Raw genomic sequence first — 18,747 nt, 5'->3', positions numbered from 1 at the left:
CGCTCCCGTCCTGACGGCTACTGTCCGGCGAGCATGTCTTCGATGGCGGCGGCCACGGCTGCGGCGTCCGCGCTGAGCCGTGCCGCAACATCCCGGGCCGCTTCCAGCGATCCGGTTTTGAGGTGCTGGTTGATGAGCCCGGCATCGCGGACCAGCTGCCGGGCTCCGACCATCGCGGCCGACGACCCCAGTGACAGTGCTGCCGTGCGGGCCGCCTGCACCCGGGTATCCGCCAGCGGGGCCTCGATGGCCTCCACCCTTCCCGGCAGCATCTCCACGAACACTGCCGCGAACTCGGCAGCCGCCTGCGGTGAGGCGAGCTGGTCCGCCAGGTCGGCGAGGCAGGACCTGTCCAGGATGGCGCCGTCGGACTGCCCGGTGGGCTCGTGACCGTCAGCGCGAACGTGGCTCATGAGGGGATCGTAGCTGGAAGTGCCGTGCCTGGGGTGGAACCGGTGGATTCTTTGGGCTCCGTGGGCTTCGACCAGATGCTGGTCAGCAGGAGGAGGACCAGCACTGCCGGCGCTCCGTAAAGGAGGACTTTCCCCACTACCGGTGAGCGGAGGGCGCGGATGGCATCGCCCAGGTGCGGGATGACGGCCACGGTGGTGAAGGCGTGGTCGTCCGCCATGGTGGCGTTCCAGGGATCGGCGCCGTTGTTGGCGTCGCCCTTGGTCTGGATGGTGGTGGAGGCGCCGGCGCGGGTCACATCGGTGACGCGGTGGGTTTCGATCCGCTGGTCCTCCACGGGGATGTGGTAGGTGACGATGTCGCCCACCTTGAGGTCGGTGACGGGGGTGGGGACGCTGACCACTACGTCGCCCGGGTTGATCAGCGGCGACATCGAGCCGGTGAGCATGGTTGAGGTCTGGTAGCCGAACACCCTGGGGCCTACTGCCAGGAAGAGGAAAGCGGCCGCTGCCACCACCATGATGCCCACCATGAGGACCCTGCCGGCCAGTTTCGCGGCGGCCTTCGCGGCCCGGGTTACTGCGGCGGTGCTGGGGTACGAGGGCGTGGCGGCGGCGCGTCGCCGTCCGGGGTAGGACTGGGTGTGCGTGGTCATGATGCCCTCGGTTCAGGTCTGGCGGTGTGTGGTTGATTCCGCGGCGCGGATGCCTGGGCATCCGCGCCGCCGTGCGGAACAGCTGGTGGCGGAACGGCTACTTGCTGGTGGCGGTGCGCTGGGTGCCGGTGAAGCTGAAGCCGACGGTGCTGGACAGGCCCTGGAAGGAGTTGTCAGCGGCGGCCGGCAGGGTCACGGTGACGCGGAGGTTGTCAGCGGCGGCCGAGGTCACGGAGTTCAGGCCTGACAGTGCCATGTTGGCGCCCACCACTGCGCGGGGAGCGAGGACCTGGGTGACCGTGCCGGAGCAGGTGTAGGTGAAGGCGGGGGAGGTGCCGGCTTCGGTCCACGGGACGGAGCAGGCGTCCACGGTCAGCTGGAGGCCGTTGACGGCGTCCGTGTCCAGCTTGGACGACGGCGTCGCTGCCGTGGTCAGGGTGATGGCCGAGAGGTTCTGGTTGCCCGTGTTGGACAGGGTCACGGCGCGCTGGACGGTGTCGCCGGCAACCAGGCCGCTTGCTGCGACGGACAGGCGGTTCGCGGCGGTGCCGGTGGCGCCGAGCGCCACGTTGACCGTGCCGGAAGCGACGGTTTCGCTGGCGCTGGTGGTGGAGGTGAAAGCACCGTAGGTACCCAGGCCTGCAACGGAAGCTGCGGCGGCAACCAGGGCGGTGGAAGCGAGGACCTTGCCGGTGGTGGACTTGAGGTTGAGACCCATGATGGTGATCCGTTTCGTGATGGCCGGCCGGTGCGGCCTGCGGACTGTTGCCAGCCCCATCGGCTGACAACAACAACTTTGCCGGCCCAGTTTCAAGGCCAACCGGGCACCACTGACAAGAAAAGTTCAAGACTGGTTCAAGTTCCCGGAAGTCGCTCAGGTTGTGCTCAATTGATCGGCCTGCTGTGCTGTTTTCGCTGCTCAGGTCCGTTTCCGCTGCACGTATGCTTTGACGCTGCGCACATTCGTTGACGCGCCCGCTATCTGGGCCGCGATATCGGATGTGCGCTTCGAAAGTGGTTACAGTCCATTCGCAAAACTGCTAATCATGCTTAGTATTGTGGAGCGCGGGCTGCCCGCTGGGGGCAGAGCACCCGCGCTGCACCGGAGGTTTTTCAAGCATGGACAACCAGATGCGTCCCCTCACTGACGAAGAACTGCTGCAGGAGCAGGCCACCGCCCTCCCGGACAAGGAAGTGGCATCGGTCCTGGATCTGAACGCGGACCTGGATTTGGGCATCAACGCCGCCGCACCCATCGACCTTGCAGTCGCCGCCAACGCCAACGTGGCCGCGCCCATCGACGCCGCAGCCTCGGCCAACATCCTCTCCTACGGTTCGGACGCGCAGGCCCTCTCCACCCAGGACGCCGCGATTGACCAGGGCATCACCGCCGACGCGAACGCCGAGTCCCAGCAGGACAGCGTGATCGGGCAGGGCGACGGCGCAACTGACGCGGGAGCTACTGACCCGACCGCCGCGGGCACGGGCACCGCAGACGCCGGTGCCACGGGCGGAGCCGCAGATGCCGTCTCCGCACTGCCCGGCACCGATTCCGTGACCGACCCCGTAACCGATGCAGCCGGTGCCCTTAACGGCAACCTGCTGAACGTGGATGTGAACCTGGACGCGGACGCCGCCATCGCCGCCCCCATCAACGGTGCCGTGGCAGCGAACGCCAATGTGGCCGCGCCCATCGACGCCGCCGTGGCCGCCAACATCGGCTCCATCGACAGCCAGGCGTACGCCATCTCGGACCAGAGCGCCACCATCTCGCAGCATATTGACGGCTCCGCAGACGCAACCGCCGGCCAGACGTCCGACCTGCAGCAGTAAGCCAACATGACCCAGACCCACGGCGGCCCGCCTCCCGAGGCGGGCCGGCCGCCGTCGCGCGTTACCGTTGCCCAGGAACCGCCGGGCCAAACAACGACGGCGGGAGCCCACCTTCCCGCCCGCGCTGAGGGCGTCCAGCTGCTGGGCACCGCAGAGGGCTCCGGCTACCGCGAACCGCCCGCCCTGGTGCGCCGCGCCGACGGCCAGACTCTGCAGCTGACCAGGCTCCTGTATCTGGTGCTGGAGGCCGCCGATGGGACCCGTGATCTCAACGGCATTGCCCGGCACGTCAGCGAAGGCTCCGGCAGGCTGGTGAGCGCGGACAACGTGCGGACCCTGATGGACACGCAGTTGTTGCCGATGGGTGTGCTGCGGCTGGCGGACGGCAGTCAGCCCGAGGTGAAGAAGTCCAACCCGCTGCTGGGTTTGCGGTTCCGCTACATCGTGTCCGACCCCGAACGCACCCGCAGGATCACCGCCCCGTTCGCCGTGCTGTTCCACCCGCTGTTGGTGGTGGCCGTGACGGCTGCGTTCCTGGCCGCGTGCTGGTGGGTGCTCATGGTCAAGGGCCTGGGCTCGGCCACGCATGAGGCGTTCGAACAGCCGGCCCTCCTGCTGCTGATCCTCGCCGTCACCATCCTGTCCGCAGGATTCCACGAATTTGGCCACGCCGCCGCCACCCGCAAGGGCGGTGCAACACCGGGAGCCATGGGCGCCGGGCTGTACCTGCTGTGGCCGGCGTTCTTCACCGACGTCACCGATTCCTACCGGTTGGGCCGCGGCGGCAGGATCCGCACGGACCTGGGTGGCCTCTACTTCAACGCCATCGTGGCGGTGGCCATCATGGGGCTCTGGTGGGCCACCGGCTTCGACGCGCTGCTGCTGGTGGTGGTTACGCAGATCCTGCAGATGGTCCGCCAGCTGATCCCGCTGGTGAAGTACGACGGCTACCACATCCTGGCCGACGCCACCGGCGTCCCGGACCTCTTCCAGCGCATCAAACCCACGCTCCTGGGGATCCTGCCGTGGCGGTGGGGGAACCCTGAAAGCAAGGTGCTCAAGCCGTGGGCGCGGGCCGTGGTCACCGTGTGGGTGCTGGTAACCGTCCCCGTGCTGCTGTTCAGCATGGTGATGATGGTGCTGTCCCTGCCGCGGCTGCTGGCCACAGGATGGGCCAGTGTGGGCAAGCAGCAGGAGCTGCTGTCGGCATCGCTGGCCGATGGGGACGTTTTGGGCGCAGCCGTGCGGGGAGTGGCCATTGTCATTGTGGCCATCCCGGTACTGGGCCTGCTGTACATCGTGGTGCGGCTGCTGCGGCAGCTGGTCACCGGGCTGTGGAAGAAGACCCGCGGCAAGGCGCTGCAGCGGACGGCTGCCATGGCTTTGGTGGCGGTGTTGTTCGGCGGGCTCGCCTGGGCGTGGTGGCCCGACGGCGGGACGTACCGTCCGGTGCAGGCGTACGAACGCGGCACGCTCGGCGATGCCACGCGCGCCATCCTGCCCGCCCGTGACCGCGGGGAACTGCGGCAGGGCGGCACCGGGCAGACGGTGGCGTTGTGGCCAACCGGTGCCACGAAGCCCACGCGGGATAACCCGCAGCTGAGCATGGTGCTGGTGCCGGTATCGGCGGATTCGTCCGGTGCTGCTGGGACTGACGGCGGTGGGACCGAAGCTGCCGCGCCCGCTGCGCCGTCCTGGGTGTTCCCGTTCGACAGGCCGGCCGCCCCGGAAGCCGACGGGAACCAGGCGCTCGCCGTCAACACCACTGACGGTTCCGTTGCGTACAGTGTGGCGTTCGCGCTGGTGTGGGCAGAGGACGGGGCTCCCGTCACCACAGCCAACGAGGCCTACGCGTTCGCCAACTGCTCGGGCTGCGCGGCGGTGGCTGTGGGGTTCCAGGTGGTCCTGATAGTGGGGCAGACGGATGTGATCGTGCCGGAGAACCTCTCGGCGGCGGCTAATTACAACTGCCTTGACTGCCTCACGTACGCCCTGGCCAGCCAGCTGGTCCTGACGCTCGACGGGCCGCTGGACGGGGACAGCAAGCAGCAGCTTGAAGCGCTGTGGGCGCAGATTGCCGAGTATGGCCGGAACCTCCGCAACGCCCCGCTCTCCGAAATCCAGGCCACCCTCAACGGCTTCAAGGAGCGGATCACGGCCATCGTGAAGGGATCTCCGGCTGCGGACGGAACGTCGGTGGCCAGTACTCCGCCGACCGGTGGGGCCAGTGCTGAGCCCAGTGGCGGCCCTTCTTCCGGGCCCACACCGTCACCTGGCTCCGGCCGCCCATCGGCACCGGCCGGTGCACCTGCCGAAACGTACGCCCCCGCCCCGGCCGCGACTCCCGTACCCACCGCCCCGGCCAGCCAGACTGCGGGAGGCGGCCAGCCGACGTCGTCCGTGGACAACCCCGCACCCGCACCCACCGGAGCGTCCGGGGGAGAAGTGACACCCGCGCCTGTGACCACCGCCAACAGGTAAGGACGCAGGCCCACATTTTCGACGCGCATGTTCGTTGTCGCACCCCCTATCTGGGCCGCGACATCGAATATCCGCGTCGAAAGTGGAGACAGCCGCTATTCAAGACCGGGCTGGGCGGTGTGTGTCCGCACGCAGAGCGCACTGGTTAAACCAGATGGCCCTGCAGTCCGCCGGACTGCAGGGCCACTGGCTTAGCGGGTTGTCAGGGTGCGAAGCCTGTTGCTGTAATGGACGTGAAGGGCGCCGACCCCAGCGGGTTTCCGGCCTGGTCCGTGAACCCTGACCCGGGAGTGTAAGTCGGCTTTCCGGGCACTACACCGGCATGAAGCGTGCCGGCCCCGGAGCTTCCGTTGGGATCATTGCCGAACTTGATAACCAGGGCGTTGTTAGCCGTGTCCCAATTCAGGCTGGACTGAGTTCCGTTGGCACCAAATGTCGCTGGATTGCCGGTCAGATAGTTGCCGTTGAGGGCCACGGTCCCAAGACTGCAGCCGCTGAAGGAGAAGCTGAGGGCGTCGTCGGTTCCGTTATTCGTGATAGTGGCGGTGCCGACTCTCTGGCTACCGGTCCAGTTGGCGCAGATCTTGGTCAGGTCCAACTTTTCCGAGAACTTGATGGTCACAGTGTCCCCGGCGTCGGCAGACGATTTGTTGGCATTCGTTGAGCCGCCATTGGCCAGGCTGATATCGGTGACGGTGGGCGTCTTGGTGTCCTTGGTGACTGTGGACGTGACGGTGGTGCTGTTGCCTGCGGCATCCGTAGTGGTTGCCGTGATGCTGAGTGCCACCACCGGAGCCGTGCTGGAAGTGTCCTTCAGCGCGGACAGGTTCAGCGGCCCGGTATTCCAGGTTGCGCCGGACGCCGTTCCCGGAACGGTCGTGGCGCCGTCCGTGACAGACACACTGACCGTTGAACCGGAGTCGTTGGTGCCGCTCACTGCGTAGCCGGTGGCGGTGTTCGCCAGGATGTTCGCCGGGGTGTTGAGCCTGAGGACCGGCGCCACGGTGTCCTTCGTATCAGTGACGGTTGCGGCCGTGCCGGTGTTGCCTGCGGCGTCGGTGACCGTGACCGTGTACGTCACGGTGCCGTCCCTCAGCGAACCGAGGTTGAGGTTCGCGGACCAGGTGCCGTCGCCGGCCATGGCGGTGCCCGTGACAGGCTGGGCCGAGCCCGGGCTGGTGGCGGAGACCTTCACTGTTGCCCCGGTCTCCGCGGTACCCGAAATCCGCACCGAGGATGCGGTGGCAATGTTCACGTAGGCCGGCACGCCCAGGGACTGTGCCGCCGCCGGGGCCACGGTGTCCTTTACGCTCGAGGCCGTCCTTATGGCGCTGATATTGCCGGCCGCGTCGGTTGCGGTGGCCGAGTAGGTAACCGCGCCCTGGTCCAGGCTGCCGAGGTTCAGCGTGGCGGACCAGTTTCCGCCGCCGTCAGCCGTGGCGGTCACGGGCGCTGAGGAGTGCACCGCCGCCGCATCGGTGGCCGTCAGGGTGATCTTCGCCCCGGCCTCCGTTGTGCCGGAAACGGGCACCGCGGCAGCGTTGCCGAGGTTTACGTACGCCGGCACCGTCAGGCCTGGTGCTGTCGGCGCCTGCGTGTCGATCCGCACGGTCTGGCTCTGGACCGACCCGGCGTTGCCCACCTTGTCCGTCGCGAAGTAGGACACGGTGTGCGTTCCGTCCCCGCTGACCAGGACGCTGGCGACGGCGCCGCCCACCGTTTGCTGCGCGCCGCCGTCGACCACGTAGGAGATGGAGGCGACGCCGGAACCTGACGCGCCGTCGTCGGCCGTGATGCCCACCGTGACGGGGCTGGAACTGTTCCATCCCGCGGTGTTGGGGGTGGGTGAGACGCCCGAAACGGTGGCCGCGGGTGCGTTCGCGTCGTTGCTGGTGCCCGTGCTGCGGGGGCTTTCGACGCCGGTCCACAGGGCGATGGCCGGGGTGACTGTGTAGTACCAGATCCCGCCCTGCACGTTCTGTTCCGTGCAGCTGAGAGTGGTCACCGTGCCGGCGCATCCGCCGGTGCCCGGGATGCCGTTGCCGCCCGAAGCTGCCGCGTAGCGGGTGATGGTGTAGCCCGTGGCGGCCCGCCCGTTGACGGTGGTCCCGCCTGCCCACGTGACGGACAGCGAAGATCCGCTGGCGGACACCGCCGGCTTGGACCCTGGCGTCAGGGCGTCGGCGGCTGCGGCGGCGCTGCTGCTGCTGGCGGTGGAGGCCCAGAACGCGTAGGCCGCTGAGCCGGTGCCCAGCAGCAACAGGAACGCAGCGACAACCCAGGCCACGGTCAGCTTCCGTGACCGACGGCCCCGGAGCAGCGCAGGGACGCGTGTTGCGAGGCTCATTTGCGCACCTCAACCGTCACGGGAAGGTTGAACGTTGCGCCCTGGCAGGCTGCAAGGGAGGTGGTGTCCATGGCGGCTGCTCCGGGGAGGGTAACGAGCGCTGACGAGTTCGCGGCAACGGAGGGTGCGGGAGAGATTGGCGCTGCCGGGCCGGTGAAGGTGACGCCGGTAGTGGTGCAGCCGGAATGGGCGGCATCGGCCACTGCGGGGCCCGTGCCGGTGACGCGGTAGACCTGCACCGCATACGGGTTGGGGTTGGTGAGCCGGAGGACGACGTCGGCGCTGCCGCCCGGATAGAGGGCGTTCTTGGGGTTGTCGCCGGCCACGAGGGCATCCACGGCGACCGTTTGCATGCCGGCAGCCGCTGCGGATCCGTTGCCGGTTCCCGTGGCGGTCCAGTAGGCGTAGGCCGTTCCTGCACCGGCGGTGATCAGGAGCCCGGCGAGGGCCGCCGTTTTGACGCGCTTTGTTCTTGCGGTGGTCCTCATCTCAGTTCCCCTGTCCTGAACCTGAGTAGGCGAGCTGGAGGGTTGCGCCTTTGCAGCCGTCCTGGTTGGCGGACGTGTCCAGCATTCCCACCCGCGGCCAGGCGGACTGCGCCACGCGGAGCCCGGACAGGGTTCCGCCGGCGGCGGGGACGGTCAGCGGGTAGGGCCCGCTGTACTGGGTGACGGCGAAATCGGCCGGCGTGCAGGCCAGGTTCCTGGCAACGGCGTCCGCGTTCCGGGTAACGCCCGCGACGGCGACGGACAGGTTGGTCAGCGACAGCGACTTGTTGATGGGGTTGCTGATCTGCAGGTCCAGGGCCGCTGACGTACCGGGGGAGAGGGTGCCGGGGACCTTCCCGGCGATGGCGAACTGTTTGACGGTGGAGTCCAGGACCAGCTGGACGTTTGCGTAGGCATACTGTGCTTTCCCGCTGGCGTCCTTGCCGGTTCCCACCAGGTAGAGGTTGGACGTTCCGGTGGGGGAGGCTGCGGTGGTGGCCACTTGCAGGGTGGTGGAACTGCCGGTGGCCGGGTTGGGTGAGAACTGGGCCGTGGCGCCTGCCGGGAGGCCGCCAAGGACGCTGAAGCTGACCGGGCCGCTGAAGTTGTTGCGGGCCAATTGCAGGCTGTACACCGCGGTGGCCCCCGGCGGGATGGTCACGGAATCCGGTGTGGCCGCTACGGAGAAGGCGCTGGTCATCTTGTAGTTCACAGTGAGGCTGGCGTTGACGTTGCCGGAGACCTTGCCGCTGGTGCCGGTGATGGTGATCGGGCTGGTGCCGGCCGGGGTGGTGGGGGCGGTGGCTGCGTTCAGGGTGGCCGTTGCCGTGGTGCCGGAGGCCAGCGTGATAGACTGCGGCGTGAACGAGCCGCTTACGCCGGCCGGCAGTCCCGCCGAGGCCAGGTTGACCGGGCCACTGAAGCCGCCGGTAGACGTGACAGTCACCGTGTACGCGGCGGACTGCCCCTGTTGGACGGACTGGCTGGCGGGGGAGACCTGAACGGTGATGCCCGGCTTCGGGTTGTTCGAGGCTGCGATGAGCGCTCCCGCGCTGCCGAGCAGCAGCGCCAGCGATATAAGAGCCGCTTTGAACACTGCCGGCTTGCGGCGCCGCGGCCGTCCATCCTGATCGTGCACCCCGTGCCCCTTCCCAAATGGTGCAAATGACGGCAAGCCGGGGACGGGGTTTTCACCCATCCCCGGCCCGCTCGCTTGTTAGTTGCTGGCGACGGTCACCGTGATGGTGGCACCCTTGCAGGCATCCTGATTGACTGCCGGGTCATCATTGAGGGTCAGGATTCCGGTGCCCAGGGCCGTGCCGTTGGCGTTGCCGAGGACCGTGGTGGTCCCGGTGGGGGCGGTGGCGTCGAACCACGCCGGCAGGCAGCCCGCGTTGTTCGTTGAGACAACCGGCTGGGCCAGGGTGACCGGGGTGCTGCTGCTGTTGGGATTGGTGGCCGTGTAGGTGATCTGCTGCGGGGTGCCCGGAGCGACGCCCGGCGCCACCGTCACATTGATGGTGACGGGGGAGGTGCCGGACGACGCCGCAGCGGAGCCGTTACCGGAACCCGTGGTGCTCCAGTAGGCGTACGCGGCACCGCCGCCGGCTGCCAGCAGGGCAGCGGACACGGCAACAGCGGCGACTTTGTTCTTCTTGGTCATAGGGCGCATGGAAAGACTCCTTGTGAATGTGGTTGAGAACCCGTTCCCCCATTGGTGGCTCCATCCAGGTGCCTTCCGGTGGATCGATGACCCAATATTTGCCGGGCACCCCGGGGGCCAACAACACGTACCGGTACGCGATTATTTGGGCGCAGTCCGGCCCGGGTACTTGATTCTCGGCGCTACTACTCGCGTTCTCCGCTGTACTCGGATTGGCCCGCCGGACCCCGCGTCCCGCCGTTGTTGGGCTCCAGAGGCGAGCAAGTAGCGCCCCGGTGGCTTCGGCGCACGGGCCCGGGCTAGCGGGTATCCACGTCCTCGAACACCAGGAACGTCTGGGTGTCCAGCACGCCGGGCATGGACTGCAGCTGGTCGAAAATGACCCGGCGGAGGTCGATGTTGTCCACGGCGCGGACAAGCAGGATGACGTCGAAGTCGCCGCCCACCAGGGCGATGTGGTGCACCTCGGGGATGGCGCCGAGCTGGTCCCGCAGTTCCCGCCAGGAATCCTGCTTCAGCTTCAGCGTGACGTACGCCGAGGATTTCAGGCCGGCCTTGATGGGATCCACCACGGCCGTGAACCGGGACAGCACGCCCTCGGACGTGAGCCGGTTGATCCGGGTATAGGCATGCGCACGGGAAATGTGGACGTTCTCCGCCACCTGCGTCACGGACATCCGGCCGTCCCGGGTCAGCTCCGCCATGATGCTCCGGTCAATGTCGTCCAGCTCCGCCGGCTCAGCCCTGCCGTCCCGTGCCGCCATCCCGTTCACACCCCTGCCGTAAGCCAGCTCACAAATACAAATCGTCTCCCAGTCTAGGCACTCTTCATGCAGCGCTGCATGGTTGCCGCTGGTGCGGGATACGAAACCTGCCATCCGTCCGCAGTTGGCCGGAATTGTGGCCACCCAGTAAACCGCAGCCGTCAGCGTTGAAGCGGGTCTGCCTGCCGGGACGTGAGGCTGTGCACGGTCTCCCTGCTGCACCGGGTGATGGGTGCCAGGAACGTGCCTGCGAGCTGCGGCAGCGCCACAGTCTGGTCGGCAGCCGCGGCCTTGCGGCGCAATCCGGTTTCCAACTGTCTTGCCAGGAAGGCCAGTTGCTCCGCGCCCACCATCTGGCTGGACGTCTTCAGGCTCAGTACATCGTCGAAGGAACCTGCAAGGTCGCCCGAGACCAGGGCAACGCGCAGCCGTTCCACCCTGCCGGGGAGCCCCTGGATGAAGTTGGCCACGAACACCGGGGTGTATCCGGCGTCCTCCTCCAGCTCTTCTTCCAACCGGTCGAGCACCGAGTGGTCCACCGCCGGCCGGGCACCCGCCACGCGGGCGGGGGCTTTCTTTTCCAGCGGGGCCTTCAGGCCGGGGAACGGGGATTGTGTGGGGGTCATGCGTATGGCCTCGGGGTATCTGGGGTTCCGGGAGAAAGTTCTCGAAGAAAGATCGGGAAACCCATGGGGAAACGGTGGTCTGCGGCTTTAGGATCAGTGCCACGTAGTGAGTTTGAAGCGCCGCACTGGGAGCGGCGTTGGAGGTACCTGGTCTTACTGTGTTTTTCACTGCTTGGTCTCATTGGGTGCTTGGCACCGGGTTTTCAGGGGGGAAATTCAATTGGATACATTGACGTACCGTGTGCGCGGTAAAAGGCGTGGCCACAGGCTCTTCCTTGCGGTGTTCATCTCCTGCGTTGCGGCGGCAGCGCTGTTGATCGTTCCTTCCAGATCAGCGGCTCCGCCGGCCGAAGCAGCGGATCCGGCGGGTGAGTGGGCTTCCCTGGCCGCCGGACCTGTCCCGGCGAGCAACCCCCTTGCGGGCTTCGTCCCGTATGCCGGCAGTTACACCGGGGTGCCCCATTCCATGGAGTGGTTCTACGTGCCGGTCAGCTCCGTGGTGACCGGACCGGGCACGTACAACTGGTCAGGTTTTGAATCCCAGCTGAACGCCATCGCCGCGCGCGGCCACCAGTCGGTCTTCAGGTTCTACCTTGACTATCCGGGAAAGCCTTCCGGTGTCCCCGCCTACCTCCTGAACTCCGGTCTCGCCACCCACACCTACTGGGACCACGGCAACGGCGGGATCAGCGTCTCCCCGAACTACGACGACCCCCGCCTGCTGGAGGCCATGGACGGTTTCATCGCCGCCCTGGGGTCCCGCTACAACGGCGATCCTCGGATCGGGTTCATCCAGATGGGCCTCCTGGGCTTCTGGGGCGAATGGCACACCTACCCGCACGACGGATGGGCGTCCGCCGAGAACTGGCTCGCATCTCCTGCCTCCCAGCAGCGTGTACTGCACGCCTACACGAAGGCCTTCACCAAAACCAAGCTCCAGGTCAGGTACCCGGACGCCGCCAACAGCAGCCTGAACGTGGGCTACCATGACGACTCCTTCGCCGTGAGTACTTTGCCGGGGACCGGGTGGCACTTCATGGACAAAATGGCGCAGGCCGGTGCCACCCAGAAATGGCTCACCCAGCCGGTGGGCGGAGAGCTCCGGCCCGAAATCCAGCACTGCATTTTCGACGCTCCCATGCGCTGCCCCGTGGTGGAAAGCAGCGCGGATTACAAGTTCACGGACAGCGTGCAAGCGACCCACGCCTCCTGGCTTCTCAACCAGCACGCCTTCAGCCCCGGTTACTCTGGACAGGCGCTCAGCAACGCCACCGCCGCGGCCCAGTCCCTGGGCTACCGGTTCCACGCGACCTCCTTCGCCGTCACCCGCGGAGCCGTGACCGGCCAGAGCGATGTCAGTGTCATGGTCAGCAACGTGGGGGTGGCACCTTTCTATTACGACTGGCCGGTGCAGATCGCAGCCGTGGACAGCGCCGGAAACATAGCCCGGACGTGGGGAACATCGTGGAAGCTCACCGCGGTGAAGCCCGGGATGACAGTCCAGTGGAAGGCACCGGTCAGCGTCAGCGGGCTGGCCCCCGGCAACTACACCCTGCTGGTGCGCGCCGTAAACCCCCTCGCCAACGGGGTGGCCCTGCGCTTCGCCAACGCCTCGCAGGACCAGACCAAGGCCGGCTGGCTGACCCTGGGCCGGAAGTACCTCCCCGCTCCCTGAACGCCCGACGGCGGCAGGCAAGTTACGCCGTCGGGCGCGTCATGCAGGCAGCGCCTTCGCCCGGTACCCGTCCGGGTTGTGCTGCTGCCAGCGCCACGCGTCCGCGCACATGCTCTCCAGCGTCTCCGACGCCTTCCACCCCAGGTCGCGGAAGGCGCTGGAGGGATCGGCCAGGCTGACCGGGGCGTCTCCCGGGCGCCGGCCCACCAGCTCGTAGGGCACGCTGGTGCCGGAGGCGGCCTCGAACGCGTGGATGATTTCCAGCACCGAGTAGCCCCGGCCTGTCCCGAGGTTCCACGTGTGCAGCCCCTGGTGGCCGGACAAGTAGTCCAGCGCTGCGGCGTGGCCCGCGGCGAGGTCCATGACGTGGATGTAGTCGCGGACCCCTGTCCCGTCAGCCGTGGGGTAGTCGTTGCCGAAGACGCTGACCTTGTCCCTGCGGCCCACCGCCACCTGGGTGACGAAGGGGAAGAGATTGTTGGGCGGGCCCTGCGGGTCTTCCCCGATGAGCCCGGACGGGTGGGCGCCCACGGGGTTGAAGTAGCGCAGCAGCGCAATCCGCCACCGGCTGTCCGCCGCCTGCAGATCCACCAGGATCTCTTCGATGTGCTGCTTGGTCCGGCCGTACGGGTTGGTGGCCCGCAGCGGGAAGTCCTCTTTCAGCGGCATCTGGGGGTTCGCGCCGTACACGGTGGCGGATGAACTGAACACCAGGTTCCGGATGCCGTAGGCGTCCATGGTCTCCAGGAGGGTCAGTGTTCCGCTGACGTTGTTGCCGTAGTAGCGCAGCGGCTGGTCCACGGACTCGCCTACGGCCTTGTACCCGGCAAAATGGATGACCGCCTCAATATCGTCCCGGTCGAAGATGCCCTCAAGGCAGGACCTGTCCGCGATGTCCCCTTCAACGAAGGCGATCTCCCGTCCGGTCAGTTTCTCCACACGGAGCAGTGATTCGGACAGGGAGTTGCTGAGGTTGTCGATGACGGTGATATCGTGCCCGGCTTCGAGGAGCCGCAGGATGGTGTGCGATCCGATGTACCCGCAGCCGCCGGTGATGAGAATCCTAATTGTTCTGCCCTCGCTGATAAATGACGCCCCGCTGTGCCGGCAGGACCACTGAGGACGGGGCCGGGTTACCGGCAGCATCCGCCAGGCCGGCCGGCACCTTGACCTTGTGCCGTCGGCGGCCGTCCTGGTTGAAGTTCACGGCCGCCCAGCCGTTGCTGAATTCCCTGGACCAGACGTGGTTGCGGCCCTTGGGATCTTCCGCCGGACTGCCCAGGCTCCAGTCGAGTTCAGGGATGTGCTGGGTGCGGCTGTAATCGTCATGGGCTGTTGCCGAATACGATCCGCGGCCGGCGCCGAAGATCCAGAAGGCCGCCAGCCCGTACGTGAAGTTGGGATGGGAGTCGTCCCCGTCGGTGGGAACACGCAGGATGGACAGGCCGGGACCTTCCACCTGCGGCAGCTGGGCCTCGGCGGTCCGGGGATCGAAAAGGTTCTTCGGTCCGTAACCCAGCCATACTTCTTCGAAACCCCCGCCATAGGCGGCGTGCGAGGCCCAACGCCCGGGCCGTCGTCGTGATTCCGCAATGTTGGGGACCAGTATTTTGCCGACGCCGTTCAGGGACCGGCCGGCGGCGTGCACCAGCAGGTCCAGCCCGTCCCTGAGCTCGGCCATGGACGCCGCTTCCCGGATGGGAAGGTTCAGCTGGTAGTAGTCCTCGAAGACGTCGTTATCAGCCATCACCCCGTCGAAGGGCGAATCCGCAAGCTCCGCGGTGACGTTCCGGACCCAGCGCTCGCGGTACCCGGCGTCCCGGACATTCATCTGCCAGTGCCCGCCGTAGCCGTTCCACTGGATCCGGGAACCGTCCAGCCGGGTGGCGAACCAGTCCCCGCCCTGGTCCTCGGCCTCCTGGTGGCTGACACCGGAGCTGTACACCGGGCCGGGCTCGTAATCGCGGGTGGAGGACAGGCATTTGTAGCACAGCACTGTCATATCCGGGCGGAGCCGCTTCAGCTCCGCTGCCGCGTCCGTCTCCCAGGGCTGCAGGATGGCCGCGCGGTAGTGTTCCGCCGCGAAGGCCAGCTGGTCCGGGGTGATGGGATCGCCGTATCTGATCCAGGCGCCGACACCGCTCACAGCTCTGCCGGGACCTTTTCGTCGATGAGCTCAGCCATTTCGTCGGCGACCGGGAGGTCGCCCAGGGCTCGGTAGATCTGGTTGTACGAGGACATGACCTCGTGCATCTGGAAGAGCTCCTGGACCCGGGTGCGGGCGTTGGCTGCATACGCGGCGTACTCGTCCAGGTTGCCGATCACTGCCTGGATGCCGTCAGCCATCTGGTGGACATCGCCCGGGGTGACGGTTTCGCCGCAGGGGCCGATGGTGCGCCCGTCCGGGGTGATGAGGTTGTCCGCGATCTGCTGGGCAACGCCTCCCACGTCCGAACCCACGGTGGGGATGCCGGCGGCCATGGCTTCGAGGATGACGATGGGCTGGCCCTCGTTGTAGCTGGGCAGCACCAGGAGGTCGAACTGGTCCAGCATGTCCCGCACGTGGACCGTGCCGTGGATGGTGACGTGGTCCGTGAGGCCCAGCGCCTCGATCTTTGCGAGGCAGGCCTCGTAGTATTCGGGCACGTGCTCGGTGGGTCCCAGGACGTCCAGGTGGATGTTGGGGTAGCCGCGGTCCCTCAGGATTTCGAGGCTGGAAAGCAGGTCAAGGAGACCCTTGATGGGCACCACACGGGCGATGTAGACCAGGTGCCAGACGTAGTCCGAGCCTTGCTTTTCCATCGTGGCCAGCGCCTGCCGCCGGGCACGGTACTTGTCATCGAACTCCTCGATGACCATGCCGTTGGGCACCACCACTGACTTATCAATGTCCGTGCCCAGGCGGGCAGCTTCGGTGATGGCGCTGGGGTACAGGTAGGTGATCAGCCGGGCACTGGGGTAGCAGAAGCGGCCCATTTCGGTCCACCAGGCCATCCAGGCGCGCTGCTCCGCGGTGACGTCGAAGGTGCGGTAATCGTCCTCGGTGATGGACAGGGCCATGTTGCGGTCCAGCAGGGTGTTCACCGTGTCGCGGACGTAGAGGTTGTGCTCGGTCAGCAGGAACGAGGTGTCATGGTCGCGGGCCGCTGCCGCCCCGAGCAGCGAGGCGTAGCCGGTGGTGTGGGCGTGGTAGACGCTGGCCCGGGGCATGGTTTCCCCGAGCACGGCGTAGGCCAGGGAGAAGAAGTTGCGCAGGGTCCAGAACGAGTTGGCCAGGGAGAGGTCCAGCTGCGGCATCCGGTCCTGCAGTGCCTGCATGAACTCCCGGGAACCCAGGAGCGCCCAAATAGGGTACTGGCGGGTGCGTTCGTTCAGGCCTTCATCGATCAGCTCCCAGAGTCCGTCAACGTCGCCGTATTCGGAGAGCGCATAGATGGAGTCGAAGAGCCGGTGGGAGAGCTGCTCGCGCTGCTGGGGGGTCATGCCCAGGTCCTTGGCAGACACCGACAGGAAATCCTGCCGGTGCTCTTCCATGCTGAGGAACACGGTGCGGACCCAGCGGACGTTGGGCGGCATGCCGTAGAGGTCCGTCAGCGGGGAGTTTGAGTCCCACGTGATGTGGATGATGCCGTAGCTCAGGTCAGGGTTGTGGGTCACGATGTCGTGGACCACTGCGGACACCCCGCCCTTGAGGAACGGGTAGGTGGACTCCATGACGATGGCTACGTCAACGTCTTCGTACTCAGGCTTTGCGGCCGGCGCCGGTCCGGAGGTCCGCAGTGGCAAAACGTCCTTGGGCAGTGTTTTCGGGCTTTTCAGTGTCGAGTACAAAATGGTCCCCTTATGCATTCTGGTAATCAGGCGTTCGGTGGTGCTGCTGGGTGGTTGGTGCTGGTGTTTGGTGGTGCGCGGTGACCGCTGCGGCGGCTACCAGGTGGTGGCGTGGCGCCAGAAGAGCGTGTACTCCGGCTGGCTCCAGTGCTGCCTGTAGAACATCCAGGCAATGACAACCAGGATGAAGTCCACGGCGCCGAGCAGCAGGTAGCTTCCTGCCGCTCCCGTCAGGGGCCCGAAGAGTCCGCCTGCCATGAACGCGAGGACACAGACGGCCAGGTGGACGGCACCAAGAAGCTGCGGTGTCACCTTCTCGCCGATGAAGTCGAGTTCGTAGCTCAGGAGGGTGAGGACCATGAAGCCCCAGGACGCAGCCGAAGCCGCCACCGCAAGCGCCGTCTGTGCCGGATCGACGCCGGCCATGACCAGTGAAACGGTCAGCGTCAGGAGCGCGGCGATGGCGCCCGTGAGCAGCACGGACCTGTCAACCACGCGGGTGAGCCGGCCGGAACTGCCCTTGAGGGAGCTGATGGGAGCTTCGGCGATGTCTTTGTGGAGCCGGCCCAGGGCCTTGTCCACGGTGGGGGCCAGCTGGACGAAGTAGTAGTTGTAGGCCACCACGGCGGGCAGCATCGCGGCGAACACTGCGACGACGTTGAAGTCGCCTTTGGTCACGGCGAACAGGGCGAACTTGTCAGCCCACAAGACGGCGCCCATGAAAATGCCGCGGACCAGGTCCTGGCCCACTACGCGCATGCTGAGGTGCTGGACGAAGCCAAGGTGGCGGAGTCCGCTACGCATGGCAATGATCTGGGTGATGGTGCCCACCAGCGGCGGGAGCCACCAGGTGGTGGGGGAGATAAAGAGGGCAGCAGCGTAGCCGGACCAGGCGATGGCCCACAGGCCCCGGCGGTTGGCCACGTTGGCCAGGACGAGCGACTGGACGAAGAGCAGGTGGAGGACACACAGGATGACGTAGTCCAGCATGACTGTTGCGGACCACCCGGTGGCCAGCCACATGGGAACGGCGAATGCGGCAATCAGGGGCAGCGTCTGCAGGAAGATGGTGGGCCAGTACTGGCAGAACCGCTGGGTGATGGCGGCCAGGTCCCGCGCAGCCATGAGGTCACCCAGGACCCGGTAGATGGGGAGGCATGCTGCCTGCGCCATCCACGGGACGGTGATGGAGGACGCGAGGACTACCAGGGTCAGCGGCACGCCGTCCACGTCCACCGCTGCCATGGTGGGGCTGACCATCGGGTAGACGATGTTCAGCAGCAGAACGGGGGACAAATACAGGAGCAACTGGGCGCCCAGGCGCTCAGTGGCGCGCTGATTGCCGTAGCGGTCCCGCCCGGCGACGCCCGGCCTGAGGATCAGCGCCAGGGCCAGGAGCGCCGGGAGGAAGGCCGCCGCGAAGACGGGCAGCTGGGAACCGGTGGAAAAGAACTGGACGGCGAAGGGTACGCAAGCCGACAACACCAGTCCCGCGAGAATGATCATGGACATTTGACGGGCATACGTATCTTGCAGCAAGGACTTCAAAAGATGTGGTTCTTTCCTCTAGGTCTGGCTATGACGGCCTGGGGGCTACGGCGGCGGACCGCAGCGGTACTGCAGCCTTGTTGGTTCAGGGCATGAAAATGCCCGCCCGTCTGTCTTCGATGACAGGCCAGGCAGGCGCTTGACGATTCAACTGATGGTCACCTGCAGGTAGGACAGGTGACGGAGCCGACGACGGACTGGGGGGCCAACCCGGTCTCAGGGAGTTGGCTTCCGCCGTCGGCTCCAGCTGGAGCCCGGCCACTGCGGAGGAGGCCGGAAAATGAACAATCCCAATTACACAGTCGAACGCAATGAATTCGCACGGGTAGCGGGTACTCGATTTTCGAAATGGCACTACTTGGTTCCCTGAATACCCAGCAAACCAGTGACTTCTCAGCTTCTTCTCGCAAGCGGCTCAAGAATTG

At 66.6% G+C, this 18,747-nt stretch carries 16 protein-coding genes; 3 read left to right on the top strand and 13 right to left on the bottom strand.

What is annotated here, in order from left to right; translation table 11 throughout:
- Positions 1–17: 17 nt before the first annotated feature.
- From ACHL_RS14755 to ACHL_RS14745, 3 genes are all read right to left on the bottom strand, one after another.
- Positions 18–413, bottom strand: coding sequence for an Hpt domain-containing protein (locus ACHL_RS14755; protein WP_015938083.1), 396 nt, complete (start codon positions 411–413; stop codon positions 18–20).
- Positions 410–1,066 (bottom strand): signal peptidase I, encoded by a 657-nt coding sequence (locus ACHL_RS14750; protein ID WP_015938082.1) that lies wholly within the window; start codon positions 1,064–1,066, stop codon positions 410–412. Before ACHL_RS14750 ends, ACHL_RS14755 begins: the two co-directional genes overlap by 4 nt.
- Positions 1,067–1,163: 97 nt before the next feature.
- Entirely contained in the window at positions 1,164–1,844 is a 681-nt protein-coding gene (locus ACHL_RS14745; RefSeq protein WP_015938081.1) for a TasA family protein, read from the bottom strand.
- Between the two features lie 341 nt (positions 1,845–2,185).
- Here ACHL_RS14745 and ACHL_RS14740 point away from each other — a divergent pair, with 341 nt between their 5' ends.
- Positions 2,186–2,899 (top strand): hypothetical protein, encoded by a 714-nt coding sequence (locus ACHL_RS14740; RefSeq protein ID WP_015938080.1) that lies wholly within the window; start codon positions 2,186–2,188, stop codon positions 2,897–2,899.
- A gap of 6 nt (positions 2,900–2,905) precedes the next feature.
- Positions 2,906–5,380 carry a zinc metalloprotease gene (locus ACHL_RS14735; protein ID WP_015938079.1) on the top strand — a complete coding sequence of 825 codons (2,475 nt, stop codon included), beginning with the start codon at positions 2,906–2,908 and terminating at the stop codon, positions 5,378–5,380.
- Between the two features lie 202 nt (positions 5,381–5,582).
- Here ACHL_RS14735 and ACHL_RS14730 read toward each other — a convergent pair whose 3' ends face one another.
- The 6 genes from ACHL_RS14730 to ACHL_RS14705 form a co-directional block, all read right to left on the bottom strand.
- Positions 5,583–7,727, bottom strand: coding sequence for a beta strand repeat-containing protein (locus ACHL_RS14730; RefSeq protein ID WP_015938078.1), 2,145 nt, complete (start codon positions 7,725–7,727; stop codon positions 5,583–5,585).
- Positions 7,724–8,215, bottom strand: a complete 492-nt coding sequence (locus ACHL_RS14725; protein ID WP_015938077.1) for a hypothetical protein — start codon at positions 8,213–8,215, stop codon at positions 7,724–7,726. The genes ACHL_RS14730 and ACHL_RS14725 overlap by 4 nt, the downstream gene beginning before the upstream one ends.
- Position 8,216: 1 nt before the next feature.
- Positions 8,217–9,353, bottom strand: a complete 1,137-nt coding sequence (locus ACHL_RS14720) for a COG1470 family protein (protein WP_043794099.1) — start codon at positions 9,351–9,353, stop codon at positions 8,217–8,219.
- A 78-nt stretch (positions 9,354–9,431) separates the two neighbouring features.
- Positions 9,432–9,887, bottom strand: a complete 456-nt coding sequence (locus ACHL_RS14715) for a hypothetical protein (protein WP_015938075.1) — start codon at positions 9,885–9,887, stop codon at positions 9,432–9,434.
- 290 nt (positions 9,888–10,177) lie between these two features.
- Positions 10,178–10,642 carry an Lrp/AsnC family transcriptional regulator gene (locus tag ACHL_RS14710; protein ID WP_043794743.1) on the bottom strand — a complete coding sequence of 155 codons (465 nt, stop codon included), beginning with the start codon at positions 10,640–10,642 and terminating at the stop codon, positions 10,178–10,180.
- 161 nt (positions 10,643–10,803) lie between these two features.
- Positions 10,804–11,268: an Hpt domain-containing protein gene (locus ACHL_RS14705; RefSeq protein WP_015938073.1), complete on the bottom strand. Its 465-nt coding sequence runs from the start codon at positions 11,266–11,268 to the stop codon at positions 10,804–10,806.
- A gap of 241 nt (positions 11,269–11,509) precedes the next feature.
- On the opposite strand from ACHL_RS14705, the gene ACHL_RS14700 reads away from it, so the two are divergent.
- The gene (locus ACHL_RS14700; RefSeq protein ID WP_043794098.1) at positions 11,510–12,943 is read left to right on the top strand and encodes a DUF4832 domain-containing protein; all 1,434 of its coding nucleotides are present in this window, start codon (positions 11,510–11,512) and stop codon (positions 12,941–12,943) included.
- 39 nt (positions 12,944–12,982) lie between these two features.
- Here ACHL_RS14700 and galE read toward each other — a convergent pair whose 3' ends face one another.
- The 4 genes from galE to ACHL_RS14680 all read right to left on the bottom strand — a co-directional run bounded on the left by galE (position 12,983) and on the right by ACHL_RS14680 (position 18,286).
- Positions 12,983–14,011 carry a UDP-glucose 4-epimerase GalE gene (galE, locus tag ACHL_RS14695; RefSeq protein ID WP_015938071.1) on the bottom strand — a complete coding sequence of 343 codons (1,029 nt, stop codon included), beginning with the start codon at positions 14,009–14,011 and terminating at the stop codon, positions 12,983–12,985.
- Complete coding sequence (locus ACHL_RS14690; RefSeq protein ID WP_015938070.1) at positions 14,007–15,089, bottom strand: putative glycoside hydrolase; 1,083 nt, start codon at positions 15,087–15,089, stop codon at positions 14,007–14,009. Before ACHL_RS14690 ends, galE begins: the two co-directional genes overlap by 5 nt.
- Complete coding sequence (pelF, locus tag ACHL_RS14685; RefSeq protein ID WP_015938069.1) at positions 15,086–16,792, bottom strand: GT4 family glycosyltransferase PelF; 1,707 nt, start codon at positions 16,790–16,792, stop codon at positions 15,086–15,088. The genes ACHL_RS14690 and pelF overlap by 4 nt, the downstream gene beginning before the upstream one ends.
- Positions 16,793–16,870: 78 nt before the next feature.
- Positions 16,871–18,286, bottom strand: a complete 1,416-nt coding sequence (locus ACHL_RS14680) for a hypothetical protein (protein ID WP_015938068.1) — start codon at positions 18,284–18,286, stop codon at positions 16,871–16,873.
- Positions 18,287–18,747: the final 461 nt, after the last annotated feature.

Source organism: Pseudarthrobacter chlorophenolicus A6, assembly GCF_000022025.1.
Taxonomy (GTDB): domain Bacteria; phylum Actinomycetota; class Actinomycetes; order Actinomycetales; family Micrococcaceae; genus Arthrobacter; species Arthrobacter chlorophenolicus.
This window is presented reverse-complemented; position numbering and strand designations above follow the sequence as displayed.